We start from the raw sequence: 23208 nt of genomic DNA, 5'->3' as shown, positions 1-23208 counted from the left end.
GCCGGCCCCTGAGCCGACTTTTGCGGACAGGGCCGGCTGGGAGTTGGAAAGGAGAACGCTTATGTTATGGCAAGCTGTCAGCATTATTGGCATTATAGCCGCGCTTGTGCTTCTCTCCTATCTGGTTATGCGCGGAGTCAACTTGCTGGTTGTGGCAGTTGCCTGCTCTTTGCTCGTCGCCATTACCGGCCACATCGACTTATATGACGCGCTGGCAATAAACTACATGTCCGGGTTCGCCTCGTTTGTCCAAAACAACTTCTTGATTTTCCTGGCGGGCGCGCTGATGGGGACCGTATACGAGATAACCCAGGGGGCAAAGTCCATCGCCCGGCTGATCATCCGCACGCTGGGTAAAAAGCAGGCGACCCTGGCGGTTATCCTGTCTGTGGGAATCCTGACCTATGGCGGTATTGCGGGCTTTGTGGTCTGCTTCGCGGTGTTCCCCATAGCGCTGGAAGTCTACCGCGCCGCCGACATTCCCCGCCGCTTTATTCCGGGCACCATCATCTTTGGCTGCTGCACCTTCTCCAGTATCGGCCCAGGCAATCCGCAGGTTGGCCAAGTGGTATTGATGAAGGCCCTGGGCACCACACTGATGGACGGCGCGGTAATTGGCTTTATTGCCACCGGCCTGGTGCTGGTCATCGGAACGGTATGGCTCAATTCCATGATCGGTTCGGCCCAAAAGAACGGCGAGCACTTTGTGGCCAAGGATATCGACAAATTTGAGGACAATGTGGAGGTGCCCGAGGCGTGGAGGGCATTGCTGCCCCTTGTCTTGACGCTGATTGCCATTAATATCCCTGTGGGAGACGGCAGCCTGATCGAGGTGGAGTACGGCGTATTCCTGGGAGCGGTTCTGGCCTATCTGCTGATGCGCAAGTACAGGACCGAGCATCGCCCGATCATGCAGTATGCAGGTGACGCAGTAAAGAACGCCATCACCTCGGTGTGCAATACCTCCAGCGTAGTCGCTTTCGGCTCTGTTGTAAAAGCCGCCATAGGCTTTGACGCGATCATTTCCGCCATGACCAATATACCCGGGCCGCCCCTGCTGGCGGTCGCCATCGCTACCACAGTACTGGCCGGGGTGTGCGGTTCCGGTTCCGGCGGCTTGGGCATCGCGGCCCCCATCCTGCTGGAGCTCTATGGCGGAGTGGTTCCCCTGCCGGCCCTTCACCGGACGATGCTGGTGGCCTCGTCCGGACTGGACACGCTGCCCCACAATGGTTTTGTAGTCACTGTACTCAACGGCGTGTCGCATGAGACACACAAGGACGGCTATATGCCCATCTTCGCACTTACGGTTGTAACCCCGATCATTGCAACGGTGGTCACCATTGTTTTGTTTACACTTTTCCCCAATCTGCCCTGAGTATAAACGAAGTATCAGCCCGGCTGGAGCACTGCCTCAGCCGGGCTGATACTTCGTTTGGATATTGGATAGCTTAAGCGAACAGAACCAGCTCTGCTGGTGGGTGGAACCGGGGTGGAGATCAGAGCATGCAGTAGAGCATCTTTGCCACTTCGCCCCGCTTGACGGGATCGTTGGGGCGGAGCTGGTTGTCGTAGCCGGAGATGATCCCCTGCCCCACCAGGGACTGAACATAGGGGAGCGCCCAGGAGGCCACATCGCCGGCATCGGAGAAGGTGAGCTCGGACCGGACGTACCCCTTATTCTGGATACGGCCCAGGATGGTCATGGCCTCTGCGCGGCTGATGGAGTCGTTGGCCCGGACCACCAGGGTACCCGAATCCAGACTGCCCTTGATGATCCCTTCGGCATACATGGCCTTCATACCATCCAGGGCCCAGGAGGCGATGGAAGAGGCGTCGGCGAAGGGGAGCTCCACGTTGGAGTAGGAGGTGAGGTCCAGGCCCATCCAGCGGGCCACCATCAGGGCGAATTCGCCCCGGGTGATGTTCTTGTCGGGCTGGAACACGGTGCCCGCCACCGACTCCAGGCCCTGCACCACGCCCATGTTATAGAGGTACGTGGTGTAGAGGCCGGCCCAGTGAGAGATCATATCCACGAAGGGGCCCTGGTCGGCGGGGATGGCCGCGTCGTCGGGATCGCCGGTCAGAGCATCGGGCAGAATGTCGGCGGAGCCTCGGCCGATGTTGCCGCTCTGGTCCACTGCGGTGACGGTGACCCGATGGAGCCGCCCGTCGTCCGCGGGCAGTGTGGCGGTGAGCGTACCGCTTTCCGCCTTCCAGTTGAAGGACACGGGCTCGCCGTCCCGGGTGAGGGAGATGGCGGCGGCGGCAAAGCTCTTATCCACGTTGTCGGAGACATAGGCGGTGAGCTTGGTGCCGTCCACCTGCACTGTCACGGCGGGAGGCGTGGTATCGGTCAGGTCCTCATTGGCGGTGGTAAACTGATCCAGGTAGAGGGTACCGATGGACTTCTCGCCGCCGCTGTAGATGATGTTCAGGGAGCGGATGGAGGCCGCATTTTCAGGCAGGGCGGCGGTGACCTGCTTCCAGCCGGTGAAGTCCAGGCCGGTGAGCACAATGTCGCTGGCGGCGCCGCTGGTATCCGTCACAGTAGCGGTAAGGGCGTTGACGGAGCCGTCGCCGTAGACCCAAAGGCCCAGATACCGCTCGCCGGAGGGGATGACCAGGTTAGACTCTACCGTGGCAGTGCCGCCCTCGGAGGCGTTGTAGTCCACCCGGACGCTGCGCTGGCCGTACCGCACCAGATCGGAAGAGGTCTCGACGTTGACGGCAGCGGTGGCGGTACTGGCGAGGGCGGAGAGGCCCGCGTCGGTCTCAAAGGAGTCCAGCTCCTGGATGTGGCCGGACACCGTGACGGGAATGGTAACCGAGCGGCCGCCGGCGCTGACGGTCAGATTGCCGGAGCCGCTCTGGGCCGCGGCGGTGAAAACGCCGTTTTCATCCACCGTGCCGGCGGAGGGATCGGCAGTCCAGACATAGCAGGTGTCCTGGGAGGTGAGGGCGATTTTTTTATAGACGGCGCTGGCCTTCAGGTCCACGCTCTGGAGCGGGGAGAGGGCCAGGGAGGTGATGGGGGCGCCGGTGGACTCGTTGGAGAGAGAGATGGAATCCGGTGTTTTGACCACGGTGACGGAGGCCGACCCCTCCGCGTTGCCGGAAGAGGCGGTGACCAGGGTGGTGCTGCTCTCGCTGCCCGCGGTAAAGATGCCGCTTACATCCACCAGTCCGTCTCCGTTGCGGATGGACCAGGCGACGGAGCCGCTGTCGGAGAGCGTGAAGCCGTTTTGATCCATGGCGGTGGCTCGCAGGGACACCTGCGCGCCGGAGAGGACGATAGAGTCATAGGGGGTGACGTAGAAGTGGTCCAGTGTGCCAGTCGGCTTCAGGTCGGAGACCAGGAAAATGCCGTTGGTGACGGCTCGCTGGGAGCCGCCGGAGGGCACATTCAGGATCTCCATGCTGGAATTGCCCGGCATGGTGGCGCCGATGGTGGTAGAACCGCCTCCGTCCAACCCTACTGCGTCCACACAGCCCAACTCGATGAGCCTCTGGGCCACCTGGGTGAGCGTGGCGCCGACGCTGTAGCCGCTCTGGTGGCCGTCGATGGCGTAAAAGATCACGCTTCCGTCTGCTTTGATGCCGATGGCGGTGCGGGGGTTGGCGGTGTTGTCGGTCTGGGGACCCACCGCTCCATTGGTGACGATGCGGTAATAGCCGCCGATGGCGGTGACTGCGTCGTTCCAGCGGGTATCCGTGCTGGTCACGTCGATGTCCACCTGGTCGCCGGGCTGGAGGCCCTTCACCATGCCCAGCAGCCACTCGTTGTTCTGCTTGTTGACGGTGAGGACCATCTTCCCGGCGGGGATATCGATGGAAGCGGAGGATTCCAGCACCTGGTCCACGGTGCAGGATACCCGGCCGCCCACTTTCAGCGTGTCTGAGAGGACCAGAGAACCGGTGACCTGGCTCACCTCGCGGGTGCCCTCGGCGAGGGCCTCCTCTTCATTCAGACTTTGGGAGTCAGCGGCGGACTCGCCGTCCGCAGCGGCGGATTCATCCGGACTGCCGTCGGTGCCGTCGGCCTCGTAGCCATCGGGGTCGGTGACCTCCAGATCCACGTCCACCGTGTCCCCCTCCTGCCCGGTGATGGGGGTGAGGATGATGTCATAGCCCGCGCTGGTGTGCTGGGTGGTCGTGCTGTAGTCTTCCGTGTAGAGATAGAGCCCGCCCTCATGTTTGCCGTCGTCTGCGGTACGGGTCTTGTTCACGTCGGTGACCCGCATGGTGGAGCCGGAGAAGGTGGCGGTGACGGAGAGGCTGGGCCAGCCGATGAAGGCGGTCCCATCCTCCCGGAAGCCCACGGCGTAGTGAGCGCCGTCGGTGGTGCGCAGCGTACCGTCGCTGATGAGCACGCCCAGGGCGTTGCCGGTGGACATGTCGAAAAAGTCGCCGTTTACGCCGCCCACCACGCGGTGGCCCTGGGCCTCCAGCGTCTGGGCCATGGTGGAAAGGGTCTGCTTGCTCAGAAGCTTGTCCCCATAAACCACCACGGGGTAGACGCCCTGGCCGGGCGTATAGGTGATATAGCGCTCTGTGCGCAGATCGGATTTGGAATTGCTCCAAAAGACCTGGCGGATGAGCTCGGAACCGGGAGCCAGCTCCACGGTCCCGCTATGTAGTTCGTCGCCCAGGGCCACAGAGGCCGATGCCATGGGGGAGAGCCCCACCAAGGCGGCCAGGGTCAGGGCGGTGGCGCGGATGCCGAATCGCTTCATAATGTGCCTCCAAAAATAGTCGCAGGGTGGAAGGAATGTCATCGTCCATCCTACCACAAACGCGCCGCCTTGTAAACGGCAGGCCCTGCCAAAACCTGTCGTTTCAGGGTATGCGGACACGATGTTAGAAAGAAGTTAGAAAAGTCGGGCGGGCTCTCCGCCCCGGCCCGGAGGCAAGTCTTGGGATAGACAAGGACGGGCCCGGCAAGGCCCGTCCTTGTTCACAGCGTGTCCCCGTCCGGCTGCGGCGGGGGCGTGTCCCGCACCTTGGGCAGGGTCGTCTCTAATGTGGCGCTCTCCTGGAGCTCCAGGAGCTCCCCGATCAACTGGTTGGAGAGCAGGAAACCAATGGGGGTGAGCCGCCAGCGGTGGCCGTCCCGGGCGGCCCAGCCGTTGTGCTCATATGCAAAGAGCTTTTGCTCCACGGGATCGAAATTCATAAAGTATTCCCGGCGGTATTCCCATTCCTCAATGCCGCGGACCGTCCGCAGGCGCAGCATCAGGTATTCGCCTGAGCGCTCCCGCTTGGGGATAAGATCGTCGGAGTCGATAATGGGCTTGCCGCCCAGAACGCCGTCGATATAGCCGTCCAGGTCCCGCATGAAGGAGAAGCGGCGTCCGCCGAAGTCGGAATGAGCGCCCGGACCAAAGCCCAGGTAGGGGCGGGTCAGCCAATATTTGAGGTTGTGGCGGGATTGAAAGCCGGACTGGGCGAAGTTGGAGATCTCGTACTGATGGTAGCCCGCAGACTCCAGCCGGGCCACCATCCACAGATACATGTCGGCCTGCTGGTCGTCGCTTGGAAGAACCTCGCCCCGCCGTACCCGTCCGCAGAGGGGGGTGCCCTCCTCCACTTTAAGACCATAACAGGAGAGATGTTCCGGCTTGAGGGAGATGGCTTTCTCCACCGAGTCCTGCCAGCGGGCCATGTCCTGGCCGGGCAGGCCGTACATGAGGTCCAGGCTCAGATTTCTGATCTTGGCCGCCCGGATGGCCGCCACCGCGTCCTGCACCTGCTGGAACGTGTGGGGGCGGTGGAGGGCGGAGAGCTCGTCGTCGTGGGCGGACTGCATCCCCAGGGAGATCCGGTTGATGCCCGCGCGGCGTAGGTGGAGCATCGTGCGTCTGTCGGCGCTGTCGGGATTGGCCTCCAGTGTGATCTCAGCATTGCCCGCGACCTCGAACCGGCGGCGGATCACGGCCAGAAGTTCACGGATGCGCCGTTCTCCATACAGGCTGGGAGTGCCGCCCCCAAAATAGATGGTGTCCACCAGATAGCCCCTGGCCTGAGGGGCAGTCTCTTTAATGTGGGTGAGCAGGGCCTTCTGGTAGGCGTCCATGCGCTCCTCCCGGTCCGGCAGGGAATAGAAGTCGCAGTAATCGCACTTGCTCTTGCAGAAGGGGATATGAATGTAGAGGCCCAGTTGTTTGCTCATGGTGGTCCCACCTTGTCCTGGCGTTTCGCGCGGAGAGCGGCCGGTCATTTGGACCGGGCGCCGGGCGTGTTGCCCCTTGTCCGTGGATGATATATAATAATTATAAAGGTTTTTTCAGCATTGTGCAAGAAGGAGGAGGGCCCGCAGTATGGGAAATGACGGGAAAGGTGTCCGCAGGCTCACGCTGCGGGTGGAGGAGGACCGGGCGGGGCAGAAAGTGGACACGCTCCTGCGAAAGGAATTGGGCCTCTCCGGGACGGTGATCCGGCGCATCAAATGGCTTCCGGAGGGCATCCTCCTGGATGGCGAGCGGGTGTTCACCAGCCGGCGGGCGGAGGCCGGACAGGTGCTCTCCGTGCTGGTGGCCGACCCGGAGCTCCGCAGCGGCGTGACGCCTGTTCCGGGCCCATTGGACATCGTATACGAGGATGGAGATATGCTGGTGCTCCATAAGGCGCCCGGCGTTCTGGTCCACCCCGGGGCGGGACACCTTTCAGATACCATTGGGAATTTTCTGATGGCGTATTACCGGGATCAGGGTATCCAGGCCGACTTTCACCCGGTCCACCGCCTGGACAAGGGGACTTCCGGGCTGATGGTGGTGGCCAAGCATCCCCATGCCCAGGAGAGACTGAAAAGACAGCTCCACACGGCGGCGTTCCGGCGGGTCTATCTGGCGGTGTGCCTGGGGGGGCCGCAGGCGGAGGAGGGGGTGGTGGATGCGCCCATCGGCATGGCGGAGGGTTCTATTGTGGCGAGGGTGGTCCGTCCGGACGGCCTGCCCGCTCGGACCCGATATCGGGTCCTGCGGCGGAAAGGGGAGCGGGTGCTGGTCCGCCTGGAGCTGGAGACCGGGCGCACCCACCAGATCCGAGTGCACATGGCCCATCTGGGCTGTCCGCTGGCGGGCGATTTCCTGTATGGAACGGAGGACCGGGCGTTGATCGGCCGGCCGGCGCTCCACTCTTCGGAACTGGAGCTGCTCCAACCCATTACGGGAGAGCGCCTGTCTTTCAAGGCGCCGCTTCCGGCGGATATGCGGACGCTGATGGAATAGAAGGTCAAAAAGAGGGCGCGCCCCTGTGGGGCGCGCCCTCTTTTTGACTATTAGGAGTTTATTCCGCGTAGGCGGGGATGGAATCGATGATATCCTGGCATTCTTCCACCGTCAGCTCGCCGCTGAAGCTGCCGCTGATGTTCCCGTCCAACCAGGCGACGGTCTTACGGGTGAGGTTGTTCATGATGTAGAACGTGATGCCGCCCCGCTCATACTCCACGACAGGGGTATCGTCCTTTTCGTAGACCCTGCCGCCTGCGGCGGAGGGGTCCTCATACCAGTCCAGGCCCAGGACCAGGTCGCGCTTTCCCTGAATATCGGTATAGTACAGAGAGGCGCTGGTCCAGCCGCCGTAGTCGCTCTCATAGGTGGAGGACTGGACCGGAACGTAGCCCTCGGGAAGCCAGGCGGGGGCATACTGCGCATCGATCCCTACAGCGGCCATTGCCTTTTGGATGGTGTCGAACTCCGGGGGAACACTCATATCAGGGGGTTCGTAAGGGATATCATCCCACTGGGTGACGGAGCGGGCAAAGTGTTTTGCCATCTCCAGGTCCATCGTTCCATAGACCTTGCCGGAGTACTTGCCGACCGTCCATGTGATGGTGTATTCCCCCGTGTCAGCGGGGGCAATATAGTAGGTGCGCCCGTCGAACTCGTACACCTCGGTGTCGGAGGCGTCCACGCCCACCAGATCGGCCTGGGTGGCCTCGGCGCTCTGGTGCTGTCGCACCTCGTAGGTATAGCCCCGCCCGTCGGTCAGGCGGTGGTCCTCCACAAAGAGGACGACACCGTCCTCCTCCGTGACGGACACCTCCAGCCCCGGGACCTCGCTCCCCGGAAGGACCGGGTTCCAGGTGGGCATCATTTTCTCCTCCACCCCGTAAGCGTCCAGCGCGGCCTGGCCGTCGGAGTAGAAGGTGTCGTCTTCCCAGATGGTGGGGGCATATCCCTCCTCCTGGGTGCCGGTAGTATCAAAGCGAAACTGACCTTTGCTCCAGCGGGCGATGGCGCCGAAGAGATCAATCCCCATGCCCTGAGCTGCCAGCGCAGAACTGACGGCGACCACCGCGGCGACCGCGGCGACCCGCCCCGCCACACGGCGCACCCGGCGGCCCGCCCGCCGCCCCTCCATCACCTGGAGGGCTGGGGCCGCGAAGAGGTCGGCATGTCTGGCACGAAAATCCTCTTCAGCGGCGTGCACATCAAAGCCGGAGGCCACGGGGGCTTCGCGGCCCAGAACCTCCAGGTAAGCGTCCACCACATCGGGATCGAAACCCTCCTCGCCCATCTGGTCCAGCCGGTCCGACAGCTCCTCTACAAGTGCTTCTGCGCCCATGGCCTCCAGCCGCTCCTTGTCCATGCCCCGTCACCTCCTTTCGGTCTCACTCTTATATCGATTTGTCTCCGCCATTCGTGACACAGACACAATTTTTTCTCTCAAAAAGTTTTTTGCAGTGGTTCTTGGCCCGGAAGAGCCGTGTCCTGGAGTTCATCTCCGAGATGCCGAGACGGCGGGACATCTCCTGATGGGTGAGCTCCTCCTCATAAAAGAGAATCAGAATCTCCCGCTCTGAGTCGCTGAGCCCTTCGGGCAGCGAGTCGGCCAGGGAGGATACCTCCATCTCCGGCACGGCCGCATTGAGGGCGGGCTCCAGCGGGACCTCCCGGTGATAGCGCGCCAGCTTTACCTCAGTGAGGATCAGATGCTGAAGCGTTTTCCAGAGCCACCCCGCCGGATTGGGGTGCTCCCAAAGCTCCTCACGACGCTGTAGGAGCCGAACAAAGGCCTCTTCCACCAGTTCCTCCGCAATCGAGGCGTTTCGAAGCTGATAGGAGGCATAGCGCAGCATTTTGGAGGCGTTCTGCTCGTAGAGTGCCGTGAACCACTGTTCCGTATCCTGCATGTCGGGCGAACACCTCCTTTGTGATGAATGTCTGTTTATTATAGCGGAATATGGAGGGAAATGCAAGGCGGTGGAAGCGCGTGGTTCGGTCATAATTACCTCCCTGTCTCTGTAAGCGGGCCCTGGAGTTCACACGGGTGGATAAAAATCGCAGTTTAGTCATCTTTGGAATAGTATAGCGCCAAAACTATGCTACCGTCAATACGAATTATCCATCTTTGGAATACAGAGGGCGTGGAATCGAAATGAAAATCTATCAATTCAAGGGAAAATGTAACATTTCGGGCAGCGCGATTCGGAGGGAACGGGAACGCCAGCGGCTCTCACAGGAACAACTGGCGGCGCGGATGCAAGTGGAGGGCATTCAGCTCAATCAAAAGGCGATCAGCCGGATCGAAACAGGTGGGCGGGTGGTGGCGGACTATGAGCTGACTACGTTTTCGCGTGTTCTGGGAGTCTCCATGCAGAAGCTTGTGGATACAGAGGGGTAGCGTATCCGAAAAGGACGGCCCCTTAGGAAACCAACGGTTTTTGAGACCACATGCTGAAAGGCGGCGCTCTCACCGGGAGAGCGCCGCCTCAGCCTTTCCAAGGAGAGGGGCCGCGCGGGACCAGCCACGGGGGAAAAGGGGGCGGCGAACCCCCGCTTTCCCGTTCGGTCGGGCATTTTTTCGATCACAGGTTTCGGAGGTCTTTCAATGTTTCGTGGATGATCGGCTTGGGTAAGTACACTTGGGCGAACCCGATGAGCTGTTGGAGTGTCAGGGTGCGGGCGGTGGCCACCATAGGGTGGCTGAGATATTTCCCGAACCGCTTTTGAAAGACGGCCCTGGAGGCGGGATTATCCAGAAGTTCCCCCACCAGGATCTGATTGTTGCGTAGATCCAAAGATAATCACCTCGCTCCATTCTATGCCAATGGGGCTTATCCCTTGCGTCGTCATTCGGGCTGTGATAGAATAAACGGGATTTCGAGCGCCGGCGCCCTGCGCCGGAAGGAGGCCGATGATGAGACAAAGAAAGAATCTTTCCAGAGGCGGTATGACCCTGCGAGAGGAGATCAAGCAGAAAAAGGGCGTGGCCACGCTCTACGTGGTCCTGCGCATCCTGGTCATTCTTGTGATGGTGGCCCAATTTCTCAATGGTAACTTTGAAAATGTGTTTCTCTGTATCCTCACGCTGATCCTGTTTCTGGTCCCTACCTTTATTGAACGAAAGATCCACATCGACCTGCCGGACACGCTGGAGGTCATCATCCTCCTCTTTATCTTCGCCGCAGAAATTCTGGGGGAGATCCAAGCGTACTACATTACGTTCCCCTACTGGGACACCATGCTCCACACCCTCAACGGGTTCCTCTGCGCCGCCATCGGCTTCGCCCTGGTGGATATCCTCAACCGAAGCGAACGATTCTCCATCTCGCTGTCCCCGCTGTTCCTGGCCCTGGTGGCGTTCTGCTTCTCCATGACCATCGGCGTGTTGTGGGAATTCTTTGAATGCACCATGGACCACTTCTTTCTGCTGGATATGCAGAAGGACACGGTGGTCCACTCCATCTCTTCGGTCATGCTGGACCCGCTGGGCGGCAACCACCCCACCGCCATCCGGGATATCACCGACGTGATCGTGGTCACCGCCGACGGCGTACAGCATGCGCTGGGACTGGGCGGTTACCTGGATATCGGGATTTTGGACACGATGAAGGATCTGTTCGTGAACTTTATCGGAGCAGTCGTTTTTTCCGTCATTGGCTATTTTTATGTGAAATCCCGGGGCAAAGGACAGTTTGCCCGCCGGTTCATCCCTCAGGTGCTGCCTGCGGAGGAGGAGCAGAAAGAAGTTAAGTCCGTCGAATAATTTGCGCTCCGGCGTACATACTAACGGCGTACCAAACAAAGGAGGTCTATGTACGATGGAACACAGAAATGCCAATCCCAGCATCGCTTGTACGGTGACAAGCTGCGCCTATCACTGCAAGGACCAGAACCATTGTTCTCTCAATGAGATCAAGGTGGGCTGCTGTGACCCCAAGGTCACCGATTGCACCGCCACCGAATGCGCGTCCTTTCAGCTCGGCGGCTGTGAGCACTGCCGCTGAGATCTTGTGTGGACATTGTGAAAACGCCCTGTCGGCGGGTGTTCTTTCATCCGGACAGCACTTCCGCAAAGAATGGTTTGCCGGACGGGCGAAGCCCCTGCCGCTGGGCCTGTTTCCATGTATCCAACCGGCCTGATTTTCGGAAAACACAAAACGGCGCGGACCGTTTCCCTCTCAGGAAAACGGTCCGCGCCGTTTGGCTTGTACCGAAAATGTGGCGGCCTAGTTCGTATGCTTTTCCTGGAGCGCCTTGCCCTGCTTGACAAGCTGCTCATGGTCCTCCAAGACGGACTGCGCGGCAAGATCCAGGTCCTGCACCGCCTCATACTGGTCCACCAGATCGCTCTGGACCAGATCGCCGTATTCCTTACGGCCACGGTACACCAGTTTGAGAAGGATGGGTGTGCAGATGGTGCTGGCCACCACCATGAGGATGACGGGGGCCACATATTCCGGCTGGAGCATCCCCAGGGAGATCCCCTTTGTGGTGACGATGAGGGCCACCTCACCGCGGCAGATCATGCCCACGCCGATCTGGACGCACTCTTTGCCGGAGTAACGGCACAGCTTGGCGCCCAGTCCACAGCCGATCACCTTGGTAATCACGGCCACTGCGATGAGAAGCAGGGAGAAAAGCACGATGGAGGCGCTCATTTCCGGCAGGACCACTTTCGCCCCGATACTGGCAAAGAAAACGGGAGAGAAGAACATATACGAGATGGTCTCGCACTTTGCCGCGACATAGGTGGCCCGTGAGGTGTTGGAGATGATCAGGCCGGCAATATAGGCTCCCGTAATATCGGCCACGCCAAAAAACTGCTCCGCCCCGTAGGAGAAGAAGAGGCACATGGCAAAGGCGAGGATGGCGTAGCGCTTCCGGTCCCTGCCCGCTCCGCCGGTAACCTTTTCAATGAGCTTGTGCAGGAATACGCCCAGGACCAGGGCCACAACGAAGAATGCCACGATTTTCAGCAGGACGGTGACAATGTTCACGCTCTCATCCGCCAGGCTGGTGATGAGGGTGAGGGCCACGATACCCAGGATGTCGTCGATAAGGGCGGCGCCCAAAATGGCGTTGCCCGAGCGGGTGGAGAGTTTGCCCATCTCCCGGAGGGTCTCCACCGTGATGCTCACCGAGGTGGCGGTGAGGATGATGCCGATAAAGACGTTTTCCAGGAGGTGCTCTGCGCCGCGGTTGAAAGCGGCGGACAGAAGAAAGCCGCCTGCCAGAGGGAGCAGGACGCCGCACAAAGCGATCACAAAGGCTGGACCGCCGGACTTTTTGAGCTCGTGAATATCCGTCTCCAGGCCGGCGGTGAACATAAGGATGATCACACCCAGCTCCGCCACCTGGTCGATGAAGGCGGTCTCTTGGAGAAGACCCAGAAATGCGGGGCCGAATATCAGTCCGGCCACCAGCGCGCCCACCACCTGGGGCATGGCGAAGCGCTTGGTGACGATGCCGAGGAGCTTGGTGCTGACGAGAATGAGCGCCAGATCCAGAAGAAAATGATAGGATTCCATGCGGAGGAACACCTCGATTCTAAAAATGGAGCGGCGGGACCGCCGCCGGGGAAGGGGAACAGCCAGGGGCGGAAAGAAGCATGAGGCACTGCTTCTCTGAAGCACCGGTATATCTTAGTCCCGCTGGGGCAAAATAGCAATCGTCAATTTGAACAAGGAGGAATGGACTGTGGAGAGATACATCTGTGACGCCTGCGGTTATATTTATGACCCGGAAGTGGGCGATTCTGAGGGCGGTGTACCCGCTGGAACGCCATTCAGTGCGCTGCCGGAGGACTGGGTATGCCCGCTGTGCGGACTGGGGAAGGAACAGTTTTCCAAAATGTAATACAAAAACCCCCGGCGTCTCGATGGGTTTCCCACACAGACGCCGGGGGTTTGTGTCAATTGACGAAAGAAAATCAGGCCAGCTTGGACTTGGCCAGTTCAGTGAGCTGGGTGAAGGCGGCCTTGTCGTTGACGGCCAGCTCGGAGAGCATCTTGCGGTTGATCTCCACGCCGGCCTTCTTCAGGCCGTTCATAAAGGTGGAATAGTTCATGCCGTTCATCTTGCAGGCCGCGGAGATGCGGGTGATCCACAGGGAACGGAAATCACGCTTCTTCAAGCGGCGGCCGGTGTAAGCGTACTTGAGGGACTTCATGACCTGCTCGTTGGCCATCTTGAAGTGCTTGCTCTTGGCACCCCAGTACCCCTTCGCCAGCTTCAGGACCTTATTTCTTCTCTTGCGCGTCATCATCGCGCCTTTCACTCTAGCCATTGTCGATTAGCCTCCTATGTTGTGGTAAAAAGTTCTTATTTATAGGGGATCATACGCTTGATCGCGGACTCGTTGGTCTTGTCCGCATAAGCGCCAGCCCGGAGGCCTCTCTTGCGCTTGGTATCCTTGCCGTGGCCGTTGAGGAGGTGGGACTTAAAGGCGTGAGCGCGCTTGACCTTGCCGCTCTTGGTGAGATTGAATCTCTTCTTCGCGCCGCTGTGGGTCTTCAGCTTGATCTTAGGCATATCAATTGACTCCTTTTTTCTTACTTTGTGGCATCCTTGGAGACCTTCGGAGACAGGAACATGTTCATATGGCGGCCGTCCAGTTTGGGCTCTTTGTCCATTACGGCGACCTCGGCGCAATCCTCCGCAAATTTCATGAGGAGCTTTCTGCCGATGTCGGTGTGGGCCATCTCGCGCCCGCGGAAGCGGACGGTAGCCTTGACCCGGTTCCCTTCGGCCAAAAACTTCTGGGCGTTGCGGAGCTTGACGTTAAAATCGTTCACGTCAATACCGGGAGACATGCGCACCTCTTTGATCTCCACGACATGCTGGTTCTTCCTGGCCTCTTTCTCCCGCTTGGACTGCTCGAATTTGAACTTTCCGTAATCCATCAGCTTGCATACGGGAGGGGTGGCCTTGGGAGAGATCTTCACCAAGTCCAATCCCGCCTCTTCGGCCTTTGCCAAAGCGTCGTGGGCGGACATAATACCCAGCTGCTCCCCCGACTCGGAAACCAAGCGGACCTCGCGGTCCCGGATCTCGTCGTTGATCTGATGACTCATGTTACTGATACGAAAGCACCTCCTAAATCGCAATAAAAATGCGGACACCCGGAAGGGTACCCGCAATCGACACATCAAAACCACGCCGGCAGACCGGCGTAAAGTTTTCCATGTTGACCTCTTCGCCGCCTGGCTGGAGGTGAGGACGGGGGTACCGTTCCTACTTTGTTATGCTATGACAGTATACCAGCATCCCCCCCGCTTGTCAAGGCCGAAAACAGACTTTTCCTGCCATTGACCTCCTCTGCACGGCGGAGTATACTGTCCTTATCCATGTTGAAAGGAGGCGGTGGCATGAAAAAGGGAAAACTGGCGGCCCCGATCGCGGTCACGGCGCTGCTGTGTATTTGGTTTGGGGGCTGGGGGATCACAGTTTTCCGTCTGCTTCCCGGCCTGCCCCTCCCGGTAAAGCTGATCGGGGCCCTGATCCCTTTGGCGCTGGTCGGCGTGTCTGTTTACGTGCTGGTGGAACGGATCAAAGAGATAAGGAGTGGTGAAGAGGATGATCTTGACAACTACTGAGACGATTTCCGGCAGGGAGCTGGAGACCCTGGGGCTGGTCCGGGGAAGCACCATCCAGTCCAAAAATATCGGCAAGGACATCACACAGGGATTCAAAACGCTGGTGGGCGGCGAGCTCAAGGCGTACACCGAAATGATGAATGAGGCCCGGGCCCTGGCCACCAAGCGGATGGTGGAGGACGCGGAGCAGTTGGGAGCCGACGCGGTGGTGTGTATGCGCTACGCATCCGCCGCCGTCATGCAGGGGGCGGCCGAGGTCATCGCTTACGGCACGGCGGTAAAGTTCAAATAATAGGTAATAGGAAAAGGGCCGGAGGGCGTCCCGCGGGACGCCCTCCGGCCCTCCGTTTTCGGGAAACCTCCCCGCAAGACCCTCAGATCAGGAAGCGGAAGGGCTGGCTCAGCCACTGCGTAACGGGGTAGAGGATCGATTTTGGGGGGCCATAGGTCTTAGGTTCCACGCCGGCCCGGGGAAGGTACCCCTCCTCCGAGACTTGCAGGCACTGTGCCTCCATTTCCATCAGGTTGGCCTCCAGCAGGTCGTAAAAGGCGTCCCCATAAAAAACCAGCATCATTTCAGTGTCCAGATAGGTGCTGCGCATATCGAAGTTATAGGAGCCCACCACCGCCAGATCGTCAATGAGGGCGGCCTTGCCGTGGGAGGAGTAATCGCCGAACCACTCCCACACCGTCACCCCGGTATCCAGCAGGCGGGAGCGGTTGGTGAGGTAGTCGGAAGAGGCCACAAGATTGTCCCCCACGGCCACTGAGTTGAGCTGCATCTCAAAGGGGATGCCCTTCTCCGCCACCCGGGCGAGACCGTCGTACATGGCGGCGCTGGGAACGGCATAGGGCGTCTGGAGGTAGACCCGGTCCCGGGCCCCCTCCATCAACTGCTGGAGCTGCCACCAGAGAGTGGGTTCTTTGGCGAAGATGCCGGTGGGATTGGTGAGGAGCGTGGCCTTTTCCACAGGGACGGTCATGGCCTCGTAGTCCAGTCCCGCCGGAGTGAGGGCGTAGGCGGGCCGCGCCCGCAGCTCCCCGGCGGCGGCCGCCACAGCGGCGGCGCGCAGCGCGGGGGTGCGCTCCAGGGCGGGGCGGGTATCGGGCTGATCCCACACCTTTTCAAAATAGCCCTCCACCTGGCCGATGACGCTGTGCTCCAACGTGGGGGCGGTGTTGCAGACCAGAACATCGTTGTCGTGGCTCTTCTGGCTGTCGGGAACATAATCCCCAAGAAAGAGATCGAAGGTGTTCCGCCCGCCCAGCACCATGAGGGAGCCGTCCACGATGAGGTATTTGTCGTGCATCCGCCCGTTGAAGGTCCAGGGCAGGAGAAAGTTGGGCTCGTTATAGAAGCGGATTTCCACATTGTCCCGCTCCCCAAGCGCGCGGAACACGGGGGCGCGGCCATGAAGCATGCCGCTCATGCCGTCCCACAGGATTCGGACCGCCACGCCCCTCTCGGAGGCGGCCAGTAGGGCGGCGAAGATGTCACGGGCGCTCTCGCAGTCCCGGATATCGAAGGAGGTGAGGATGATGGACTCCTCCGCACCGGCGATCATTTGAAGGCGCAGGCCCAGGGCATCCTGATTGTCCAGGACCAGAGCCGCCCGGTCCGTGGAGTCCGAACCCCGAAAAGCGGCGGGGTCGAAGCGTCCCTGCACGGCGGCGCTCACCCCCGGGTGGAGGGTGAAGGGAAGCAGGGCGCCCACGGCGAAATAGAGCAGGTAGACGAGCAGGAAGCAGCGGACGATCCGCAGAGGGGTCCAGCGTTTCCGGGGCTTGGGCGCTCCGGTGAGGGTCTCATAAAGATTTTTCGCCATGGCTCAGAGGAGGATCACCCCGGCCTCCTGGCAGACCCGGATGGTCTCCTCGTCCCACACGCTGGCCTGAACCTCGCCGATGTGGGCCTTCCCCAGAAGCTGCATGCAGAGCCGGGACTGGCCGATGCCGCCGCCCACAGTGAGGGGGAGCTCGCCGGCCAGCAGGGATTTATGGAAAGGCAGGGTTCTGCGGTCGTCGCAGCCGGCCAGGGAAAGCTGGCGGTCCAGGGCGGCGGGGTCCACCCGGATGCCCATGGAGGAGAGCTCAAAGGCCCGGCCAAGCACCGTGTTCCACACCAGAATGTCGCCGTTGAGGGTCCAGTCATCGTAGTCGGGGGCCCGGCCGTCGTGGGGGCTGCCGGACTTGAGGGCCCCGCCGATCTGCATGAGAAAGGTGGTGGGATGGTCCTTCACCCAGGCGTCCTCCCGCTCCTTTGGAGTGAGCACCGGGAAGCGGTCCTCCAGCTCCTGTGTGGTGACAAAGGAGATCTCGCGGCTGATGCCGGGCAGGGGGGAGAGCTGGGGAAACATGGCCCGGATCGTGGTCTGGGTCTGGCAGATGGCGTCCACGATGGTGGATACGGTCCGCTGGAGATATTCCAGGTTCCGGTCCCTGGGGGCGAGCACCTTTTCCCAGTCCCACTGGTCCACATAGACGGAATGGAGATTGTCGGGCTGCTCATCCCGCCGGATGGCGTTCATATCGGTGTAGAGCCCCTCCCCCACGGAGAACTGGTAGCGGTGGAGCGCCATGCGCTTCCACTTGGCCAGGGAGTGGACCACTTGGGCGTCCCGCCCGGCGGCGGGAATATCAAAAGTGACAGGCCGCTCCACACCGTTGAGGTCGTCGTTGAGGCCGGTGGATGCCTCCACAAACAGGGGGGCGGATACCCGGCGCAGGTTCAGCGCGCCGCCCAGCGTGTCCTCAAAAAGACGCTTGAGCAGGCCGATGGCCTTCTGGGTGTCGTAGAGGTTGAGACGGGGAGCGTACCCCTGGGGGATGTAGGACTGGTCCATAGGCTCGGACTCCTTTTATTCTGATTGCGATTTGCCCCGACGGTGCCCGGTGGGAACCGGCGTGGCCGTCCCTCCGGGCGCCGTCCAGGCAGATAAAAAATATTATAGTATGGGCCGGGAGGAAAAGCAAGGTGAAAGGGGGGCTTCACAGATCCTGGATGTTCATTTTTTCGATGCCCTTTTTCTCCAGAACGGCCCTGCGGGTGCAGCGGTGGATGATGAGGAACACCGCAGTGGGGAGATTCAGGATCACCAGTGCGGCGAGCGGGAGCAGGACCGCGGGAAAGGGGCTGTCCGCCGCCAGTTGGAAGAGCAGCAGCGCGGCGATACACACGGAGAAGAAAGCGGAGAGTATGGGCAGGACCCGGCCCGGCCAGGGGCTGGCTGTTTTGGAGAGGAAATATTCCGCTACACCCAGCACGGCGGTGGGGATCAGCAGATAGATAAACAGAGCCAGGGGCAGCAGAGCGGCAGCGATGTTCATGTTTGATTCGTCTCCTTTTGCTTTTTATATTCGCTGATGAGGATCTTGGCGGCGTCGAAATCCACCTTGTCGCTGACGGCCAGACGCTTGATGAGCGCCACATAGGGATCGGCGGCCCGGTCCTCTCCCAGCCTGATTTTCTGGATGAGGCGGTCCAGCCGCAGACGGACCGTGGGGTAACTCACCCCGTACTCTCCCGCCACCTCCTTGAGGGAACCGGAGGCCAGAAGAAAGCGGCGGATGAATGCCACATCCTCCTCATCCAGCTCCGCCATCCATTCCGGTACAACGAAAATTGACATTTCGCACCTCCTGATTTAATTTTGATTTTCATAATATTTATTATAAACTTTAATTTTATTAAAGTCAAGGGCCAAAACAAATCATACTTGCCGATTGGTTTCGATGCGTGTATAATTACAGGCAATACCCAGATGAAAAGGCAGATAGGAGGAACGACGCATGCAGACGAAGCTGTTACGTCTTCTGGAGGAGGACTGCACCCACACTCCGGAGCAGTTGGCTTCCATGGCCGATATGACCGTCGAGGAAGTCAAAGCCGAGATCAAGCGATACGAGGAAGAGAAGATCGTGCTGGGCTATCAGGCCATTGTGGACTGGGACCGCACTGAGCGGGAGAGCGTCACCGCCCTCATCGAGGTCAAGGTGACGCCCCAGCGGGGCGCGGGCTTTGACCGGGTGGCCGAGCGGATCTACCAGTATGATGAGGTGGAGTCGGTCTATCTGATGTCCGGCGCTTTCGATCTCACCGTCATCATCTCCGGGCGTACCCTGCGGGAGGTGGCCGAGTTTGTGGGTCAGCGGCTGGCCACCATCGAGGACGTGACGGGTACGGCCACCCACTTTATTCTAAAAAAATATAAAGAGAAGCACCTGATCTTTGAGAAGCAGGAGCAGCAGGAGAGGGAGCTGATTTTCACATGAATTACGATTCCATTCTCTCCAGCCGCATCCAGGAGGTGAAGCCCTCCGGTATCAGAAAGTTCTTCGACATCCTGGAGGAGATGAAGGACGCCGTCTCCCTGGGGATCGGCGAGCCGGATTTCGTCACCCCCTGGCACATCCGGGACGCGGGCATCTACTCGCTGGAGAAGGGCTTTACCAAATATACCTCCAACGCCGGCATGGCCGAGCTGCGGCGGGAGATCGCCTCCTACCTGGAGCGGCGCTTCCAACTCAGGTATGACTTTGCCAGCCAGATCATCGTCACCGTGGGCGGAAGCGAGGGCATCGACCTGGCGCTGCGGTGTATGGTGGACCCCGGGGACGAGGTCATCGTGCCGGTGCCCTCCTTTGTGTGCTACGGTCCGCTGGCCAGCATGGCGGGGGGCACTCCGGTCTATGTGGAGACCAAGGCGGAAAACGAATTCCGCCTTACGCCCGAGGAGTTGCGCTCCGCCATCACCCCCAGGACCAAGGTCCTGGTGCTGCCCTTCCCCAACAACCCCACCGGCGGCATTATGAGCAGGGAGGACCTGGAGGCCATCGCCCAAGTGCTGCGGGGCACGGACATCATGGTGATCTCCGACGAGATCTACGCAGAGCTCACCTATGGCCAGCACCACGTCTCCATCGCCAATATTCCGGATATGTATGAGCGCACCATTGTGGTGAACGGGTTCTCCAAGAGCCACGCCATGACCGGATGGCGCATGGGGTATCTCTGTGGACCTGCACCCCTCATCAAGCAGATGCTCAAGCTCCATCAGTTCGGGATCATGTCCGCCCCCACCACAAGCCAGTACGCCGCCATCGAGGCCATGCGAAACGGGGACAGGGATATCGAGAAGATGCGGGACGAGTACGACGGACGCCGCCGCTATCTGGTGGAGGGCCTCCGGCGGATCGGGCTGCCCTGCTTCGAGCCCAAGGGCGCTTTCTATGTGTTCCCGGACATCCGGGGCACCGGACTGTCCTCGGAGGACTTCTGCGAGCGGTTCCTCATGGAGGAGAAGGTGGCCGTGATCGCGGGCAACGCCTTCGGCGCGGGCGGGGAGGGCTTTGTCCGCTGTTGCTATGCCACCAGCATGAAGGATATCGCCGAGGCGCTGACCCGCATGGATAATTTCCTCACCAACCTGAAGAAGAAGCAGGCCCGTGAGCGGGAAGAATAGGCGCCCGCCGGCGTGATTTTGAGAGGAGGACAAGCAGGATGTATCTGACATGCCTGGATATGGAGGGTGTGCTGGTACCGGAGATCTGGATCGCCTTTGCCGAGGCCAGCGGGATCCCGGAGCTGAAGCGGACCACCCGGGACGAGCCCGACTATGATAAGCTGATGCGCTATCGCCTCTCCATTCTGAAAGAGCACCACCTGGGCCTGAAGGAGATTCAGGAGACCATCGCCACTATCGATCCCCTTCCCGGAGCCAAAGCGTTTTTGGATGAGCTGCGCTCCCTCACCCAGGTGATCATTCTCAGCGACACCTTTGAGCAGTTCGCCAAGCCCCTGATGAAAAAGCTGGGCTGGCCCACGCTTTTCTGCAACACGCTGGAGGTGGCCCCCGACGGGGAGATCACCGGGTTCCAAATGCGCTGTCCCCAGTCCAAGCTGACCACAGTGAAGGCCCTGCAGTCCATCGGTTATCAGACTATCGCCAGCGGGGACAGCTACAACGATCTGGGCATGATCCAGGCCAGCAAGGCGGGCTTCCTCTTCAAGAGCACGGACCAGATCAGGGCGGATCACCCGGAGCTTCCCGCCTATGAGACCTTTGACGAGCTTTTGGCGGCCATTCGGCGGGCCATGGACTGAAGATAGACGAGGGGGATCATCCACGATGGACGAGCGTTTTCGGGGCTTGGGCTTTTACCCGGCCGATATCCTGCTCCCGCAGGGCTGCGACCTGAAAAAATGGGCGGTGGTGGCCTGTGATCAGTACACCTCCCAGCCGGAATACTGGCAGAGGGTGGAGCGGTGCGTAGGGACCGCGCCCTCCGCCCTCCACCTCATCCTGCCGGAGAGCTCCCTGGACGGACCCAACGTGGAGACGGATATCATGGATGTGACCAATACCATGAGCCGCTATCTGCGGGACGGGATCTTCCGGACCTGCCCCTCCGCCCTCGTCTATGTGGAGCGCACACTGGCGTCCGGCAAGGTGCGCCGGGGGCTGGTGGGCATGGTGGATCTGGAGGAGTACGACTATGAGCCGGGGTCCACCTCCCTCATCCGCGCCACGGAGGGGACCGTGCTCAGCCGCATCCCGCCCCGGGTGGCGGTGCGGAAGAACGCCAGTGTGGAACTGCCCCATGTGATGGTCCTCGCCGACGATCCGGCAGGGACGGTCATCGAGCCGCTGTCGGAGGACAAGGCCTCCCTGGAGACGCTCTATGACTTTGACCTGATGGAGCACTCCGGACACCTCCGGGGCTGGCTCCTGGACCGGGAGCGGCAGGGCCGTGTGGCGGAGGCCCTCCGCGCCCTGGCGGACCCTGCGGCCTTCAATGCCCGGTACGGCACGGAGGGCCTCCCTGTGATGCTCTTCGCCATGGGGGACGGCAACCACTCCCTGGCCACGGCCAAGGCCTGCTATGAACGGCAGAAGACCCTGACGCCGCCGGAGCAGTGGGCCGCGCTGCCCGCCCGGTACGCTCTGGTGGAGCTGGTGAACCTCCACGACGGCTCGCTGGAGTTCGAACCCATCCATCGGGTGCTCTTTGGCGTGGAGCCCAAGGCGCTGCTCGCCGATCTCGTGGCCGCCTATCCCGGCGCCCGCGAGGGAATGGGTGAGGGCCACGTACTCCGGTATGTTCATGCCGACGGCACGGGAGCCGTCACGGTGCCCCATCCCTCTGCCCAACTGCCGGTGGCCACGCTCCAGACCTTCCTGGACCGCTGGCTGGGAGCGCACGCCGGGCGCATCGACTACATACACGGCGCGGATGTGGTCCGCTCCCTGGCCTCTCAGCCGGGGAATCTGGGCTTCCTCCTCCCGCCCATGGGCAAGGAGGCGCTCTTCCCCACCGTCATCCACGACGGAGTCCTGCCCCGAAAGACCTTCTCCATGGGAGAGGCCCAGGACAAGCGGTTCTATCTGGAGGCCCGCAGGATTCGATAAACAGCGCTTTGGAAAGGAGCGTATGGTCATGCCCAGGCTTACGGTGGAAGCGCCGGCCAAGCTGAATCTGACCCTGGATGTGCTGGGCAGAAGGAGCGACGGCTATCACGAGCTCAGAATGGTGATGCAGTCGGTGGCCCTGGCGGATCGGATCACTCTGGAGACCGGTACGGGCGGAGGCGTGCGGGTGCGCACCAATCTGAGCTTTCTCCCTACCAACGAGAAAAATCTGGCCGCCGCCGCCGCTCTGCAGTTTTTGGAGGACTGCGGCCTCGACTGCGGCGGACTCTCCATCTCGGTGGAGAAGCATATTCCCGTCTGCGCGGGGACCGGCGGCGGCAGCTCGGACGCCGCCGCCGTTCTGCGTGGCCTCAACCGCCTCCTCGGTGCCGGATACTCCGGCGAGGCGCTGGCCCGGCTGGGAGAGCGGGTGGGCTCCGACGTGCCCTACTGCGTGCTGGGCGGCACGGCTTTGGCGGAGGGGAGAGGTGAGGTTCTCACCCCACTCCCGGCGCTGCCGCGGTGCCACGCCGTCCTCTGTAAGCCGGCTTTTTCCATCTCCACGCCCGAGCTCTTTGCACGGGTCGACGGGGTCAAGCTCCGCCACCGCCCGGATACCGAGGGGATGGTGGTGGCCTTGGAGGGAGGAGACCTGGGAGGCGCGGCCCGGCGGATGTACAACATCTTTGAGGATGTGCTGCCCCCCCGGCAGGCGGAAGAGATCTCCGGCATCAAAAATGTGCTGGTACAGCACGGGGCTCTGGGGGCCAACATGAGCGGCACCGGGCCCACCGTCTTTGGACTTTTTGAACGCGCCGAGGATGCCGCACAGGCTTGGGAAGAGCTGCGCGGCACATACCGGGACACCTTCCTCACCGAGACCCTCTGAAGAGCGATCGGAAGCGCCGCGGGCCGCCGCGGCGCATTTTATGTCCGGGACATTCCAAAACGGAATGGAGGCCATGCCAGATCCGT

26 protein-coding genes are annotated in these 23208 nt (G+C 61.0%); 13 read left to right on the top strand and 13 right to left on the bottom strand.

Features of this window, described 5'->3' with window-relative positions; all coding sequences use genetic code 11:
• The first annotated feature begins 61 nt into the window (after positions 1 to 61).
• A complete protein-coding gene (locus tag SRB521_RS11295; protein WP_058117246.1) occupies positions 62 to 1378 on the top strand; it encodes a GntP family permease in 1317 nt (438 codons plus the stop codon).
• A gap of 121 nt (positions 1379 to 1499) precedes the next feature.
• Here the strand turns inward: SRB521_RS11295 and SRB521_RS11290 are convergent, their stop codons facing one another.
• On the bottom strand, positions 1500 to 4736 hold the full coding sequence (locus SRB521_RS11290; RefSeq protein ID WP_116721860.1) for a phosphodiester glycosidase family protein: 3237 nt from the start codon (positions 4734 to 4736) through the stop codon (positions 1500 to 1502).
• A gap of 221 nt (positions 4737 to 4957) precedes the next feature.
• Positions 4958 to 6172 carry a radical SAM family heme chaperone HemW gene (gene hemW, locus SRB521_RS11285; protein ID WP_052082381.1) on the bottom strand — a complete coding sequence of 405 codons (1215 nt, stop codon included), beginning with the start codon at positions 6170 to 6172 and terminating at the stop codon, positions 4958 to 4960.
• Positions 6173 to 6320: 148 nt separating this feature from the next.
• Between hemW and SRB521_RS11280 the strand changes: the two genes are divergently transcribed.
• Positions 6321 to 7229 (top strand): RluA family pseudouridine synthase, encoded by a 909-nt coding sequence (locus tag SRB521_RS11280; protein WP_075703490.1) that lies wholly within the window; start codon positions 6321 to 6323, stop codon positions 7227 to 7229.
• Positions 7230 to 7287: 58 nt separating this feature from the next.
• Here SRB521_RS11280 and SRB521_RS11275 read toward each other — a convergent pair whose 3' ends face one another.
• Together SRB521_RS11275 and SRB521_RS11270 are read right to left on the bottom strand one after the other, a co-directional pair.
• Entirely contained in the window at positions 7288 to 8592 is a 1305-nt protein-coding gene (locus tag SRB521_RS11275; protein ID WP_116721859.1) for a DUF4367 domain-containing protein, read from the bottom strand.
• A 28-nt stretch (positions 8593 to 8620) separates the two neighbouring features.
• Positions 8621 to 9136: an RNA polymerase sigma factor gene (locus tag SRB521_RS11270; protein ID WP_058117250.1), complete on the bottom strand. Its 516-nt coding sequence runs from the start codon at positions 9134 to 9136 to the stop codon at positions 8621 to 8623.
• A 245-nt stretch (positions 9137 to 9381) separates the two neighbouring features.
• Here SRB521_RS11270 and SRB521_RS11265 point away from each other — a divergent pair, with 245 nt between their 5' ends.
• Positions 9382 to 9627, top strand: a complete 246-nt coding sequence (locus tag SRB521_RS11265) for a helix-turn-helix domain-containing protein (RefSeq protein WP_058117251.1) — start codon at positions 9382 to 9384, stop codon at positions 9625 to 9627.
• Between the two features lie 184 nt (positions 9628 to 9811).
• On the opposite strand, the gene SRB521_RS11260 is transcribed toward SRB521_RS11265, so the two are convergent.
• A complete protein-coding gene (locus SRB521_RS11260; RefSeq protein ID WP_033116342.1) occupies positions 9812 to 10024 on the bottom strand; it encodes a hypothetical protein in 213 nt (70 codons plus the stop codon).
• Positions 10025 to 10176: 152 nt separating this feature from the next.
• Between SRB521_RS11260 and SRB521_RS11255 the strand changes: the two genes are divergently transcribed.
• Positions 10177 to 10992 carry a DUF2238 domain-containing protein gene (locus SRB521_RS11255; RefSeq protein WP_338068269.1) on the top strand — a complete coding sequence of 272 codons (816 nt, stop codon included), beginning with the start codon at positions 10177 to 10179 and terminating at the stop codon, positions 10990 to 10992.
• A 55-nt stretch (positions 10993 to 11047) separates the two neighbouring features.
• A complete protein-coding gene (locus tag SRB521_RS11250; RefSeq protein WP_058117253.1) occupies positions 11048 to 11233 on the top strand; it encodes a DUF1540 domain-containing protein in 186 nt (61 codons plus the stop codon).
• 222 nt (positions 11234 to 11455) lie between these two features.
• Here SRB521_RS11250 and SRB521_RS11245 read toward each other — a convergent pair whose 3' ends face one another.
• Positions 11456 to 12757 carry a cation:proton antiporter gene (locus SRB521_RS11245; RefSeq protein WP_058117254.1) on the bottom strand — a complete coding sequence of 434 codons (1302 nt, stop codon included), beginning with the start codon at positions 12755 to 12757 and terminating at the stop codon, positions 11456 to 11458.
• 169 nt (positions 12758 to 12926) lie between these two features.
• On the opposite strand from SRB521_RS11245, the gene rd reads away from it, so the two are divergent.
• Positions 12927 to 13085 carry a rubredoxin gene (rd, locus tag SRB521_RS11240; protein WP_075703493.1) on the top strand — a complete coding sequence of 53 codons (159 nt, stop codon included), beginning with the start codon at positions 12927 to 12929 and terminating at the stop codon, positions 13083 to 13085.
• A 73-nt stretch (positions 13086 to 13158) separates the two neighbouring features.
• On the opposite strand, the gene rplT is transcribed toward rd, so the two are convergent.
• The 3 genes from rplT to infC are packed head-to-tail and all read right to left on the bottom strand — an operon-like array spanning position 13159 to position 14302.
• Positions 13159 to 13515, bottom strand: coding sequence for a 50S ribosomal protein L20 (gene rplT, locus SRB521_RS11235; RefSeq protein WP_033119236.1), 357 nt, complete (start codon positions 13513 to 13515; stop codon positions 13159 to 13161).
• Between the two features lie 35 nt (positions 13516 to 13550).
• Positions 13551 to 13760, bottom strand: coding sequence for a 50S ribosomal protein L35 (gene rpmI, locus SRB521_RS11230; RefSeq protein WP_033119235.1), 210 nt, complete (start codon positions 13758 to 13760; stop codon positions 13551 to 13553).
• A gap of 20 nt (positions 13761 to 13780) precedes the next feature.
• Positions 13781 to 14302, bottom strand: a complete 522-nt coding sequence (infC, locus tag SRB521_RS11225; protein WP_033119234.1) for a translation initiation factor IF-3 — start codon at positions 14300 to 14302, stop codon at positions 13781 to 13783.
• Positions 14303 to 14596: 294 nt separating this feature from the next.
• Between infC and SRB521_RS11220 the strand changes: the two genes are divergently transcribed.
• The gene (locus SRB521_RS11220; protein ID WP_033119233.1) at positions 14597 to 14824 is read left to right on the top strand and encodes a hypothetical protein; all 228 of its coding nucleotides are present in this window, start codon (positions 14597 to 14599) and stop codon (positions 14822 to 14824) included.
• On the top strand, positions 14805 to 15116 hold the full coding sequence (locus tag SRB521_RS11215) for a YbjQ family protein (RefSeq protein ID WP_058117256.1): 312 nt from the start codon (positions 14805 to 14807) through the stop codon (positions 15114 to 15116). The genes SRB521_RS11220 and SRB521_RS11215 overlap by 20 nt, the downstream gene beginning before the upstream one ends.
• 82 nt (positions 15117 to 15198) lie before the next feature.
• Here SRB521_RS11215 and SRB521_RS11210 read toward each other — a convergent pair whose 3' ends face one another.
• The 4 genes from SRB521_RS11210 to SRB521_RS11195 all read right to left on the bottom strand — a co-directional run bounded on the left by SRB521_RS11210 (position 15199) and on the right by SRB521_RS11195 (position 18453).
• Positions 15199 to 16650: a phospholipase D-like domain-containing protein gene (locus SRB521_RS11210; protein ID WP_116721856.1), complete on the bottom strand. Its 1452-nt coding sequence runs from the start codon at positions 16648 to 16650 to the stop codon at positions 15199 to 15201.
• Positions 16651 to 16653: 3 nt separating this feature from the next.
• Positions 16654 to 17667: an aspartate--ammonia ligase gene (gene asnA / locus SRB521_RS11205; protein WP_075703494.1), complete on the bottom strand. Its 1014-nt coding sequence runs from the start codon at positions 17665 to 17667 to the stop codon at positions 16654 to 16656.
• Positions 17668 to 17812: 145 nt separating this feature from the next.
• On the bottom strand, positions 17813 to 18151 hold the full coding sequence (locus tag SRB521_RS11200) for a hypothetical protein (protein WP_116721855.1): 339 nt from the start codon (positions 18149 to 18151) through the stop codon (positions 17813 to 17815).
• On the bottom strand, positions 18148 to 18453 hold the full coding sequence (locus tag SRB521_RS11195; RefSeq protein ID WP_075703495.1) for a DUF2089 family protein: 306 nt from the start codon (positions 18451 to 18453) through the stop codon (positions 18148 to 18150). Before SRB521_RS11195 ends, SRB521_RS11200 begins: the two co-directional genes overlap by 4 nt.
• A 160-nt stretch (positions 18454 to 18613) precedes the next feature.
• Between SRB521_RS11195 and SRB521_RS11190 the strand changes: the two genes are divergently transcribed.
• Genes SRB521_RS11190 through ispE form a run of 5 tightly spaced genes read left to right on the top strand, consistent with a single transcriptional unit; the run spans position 18614 to position 23122 of the window.
• Positions 18614 to 19096, top strand: coding sequence for an Lrp/AsnC family transcriptional regulator (locus SRB521_RS11190; RefSeq protein ID WP_033119228.1), 483 nt, complete (start codon positions 18614 to 18616; stop codon positions 19094 to 19096).
• Positions 19093 to 20286 (top strand): pyridoxal phosphate-dependent aminotransferase, encoded by a 1194-nt coding sequence (locus tag SRB521_RS11185; protein WP_075703496.1) that lies wholly within the window; start codon positions 19093 to 19095, stop codon positions 20284 to 20286. Before SRB521_RS11190 ends, SRB521_RS11185 begins: the two co-directional genes overlap by 4 nt.
• Positions 20287 to 20324: 38 nt before the next feature.
• The gene (thrH, locus tag SRB521_RS11180; protein WP_033119226.1) at positions 20325 to 20927 is read left to right on the top strand and encodes a bifunctional phosphoserine phosphatase/homoserine phosphotransferase ThrH; all 603 of its coding nucleotides are present in this window, start codon (positions 20325 to 20327) and stop codon (positions 20925 to 20927) included.
• Positions 20928 to 20952: 25 nt separating this feature from the next.
• A complete protein-coding gene (locus SRB521_RS11175) occupies positions 20953 to 22233 on the top strand; it encodes a DUF1015 domain-containing protein (protein ID WP_075703497.1) in 1281 nt (426 codons plus the stop codon).
• A 28-nt stretch (positions 22234 to 22261) separates the two neighbouring features.
• Positions 22262 to 23122 carry a 4-(cytidine 5'-diphospho)-2-C-methyl-D-erythritol kinase gene (gene ispE, locus SRB521_RS11170; RefSeq protein ID WP_058117260.1) on the top strand — a complete coding sequence of 287 codons (861 nt, stop codon included), beginning with the start codon at positions 22262 to 22264 and terminating at the stop codon, positions 23120 to 23122.
• Positions 23123 to 23208: the final 86 nt, after the last annotated feature.

Source organism: Intestinimonas butyriciproducens, from assembly GCF_004154955.1.
In the GTDB taxonomy this organism is placed as follows: Bacteria; Bacillota; Clostridia; order Oscillospirales; family Oscillospiraceae; genus Intestinimonas; species Intestinimonas butyriciproducens.
This window is presented reverse-complemented; position numbering and strand designations above follow the sequence as displayed.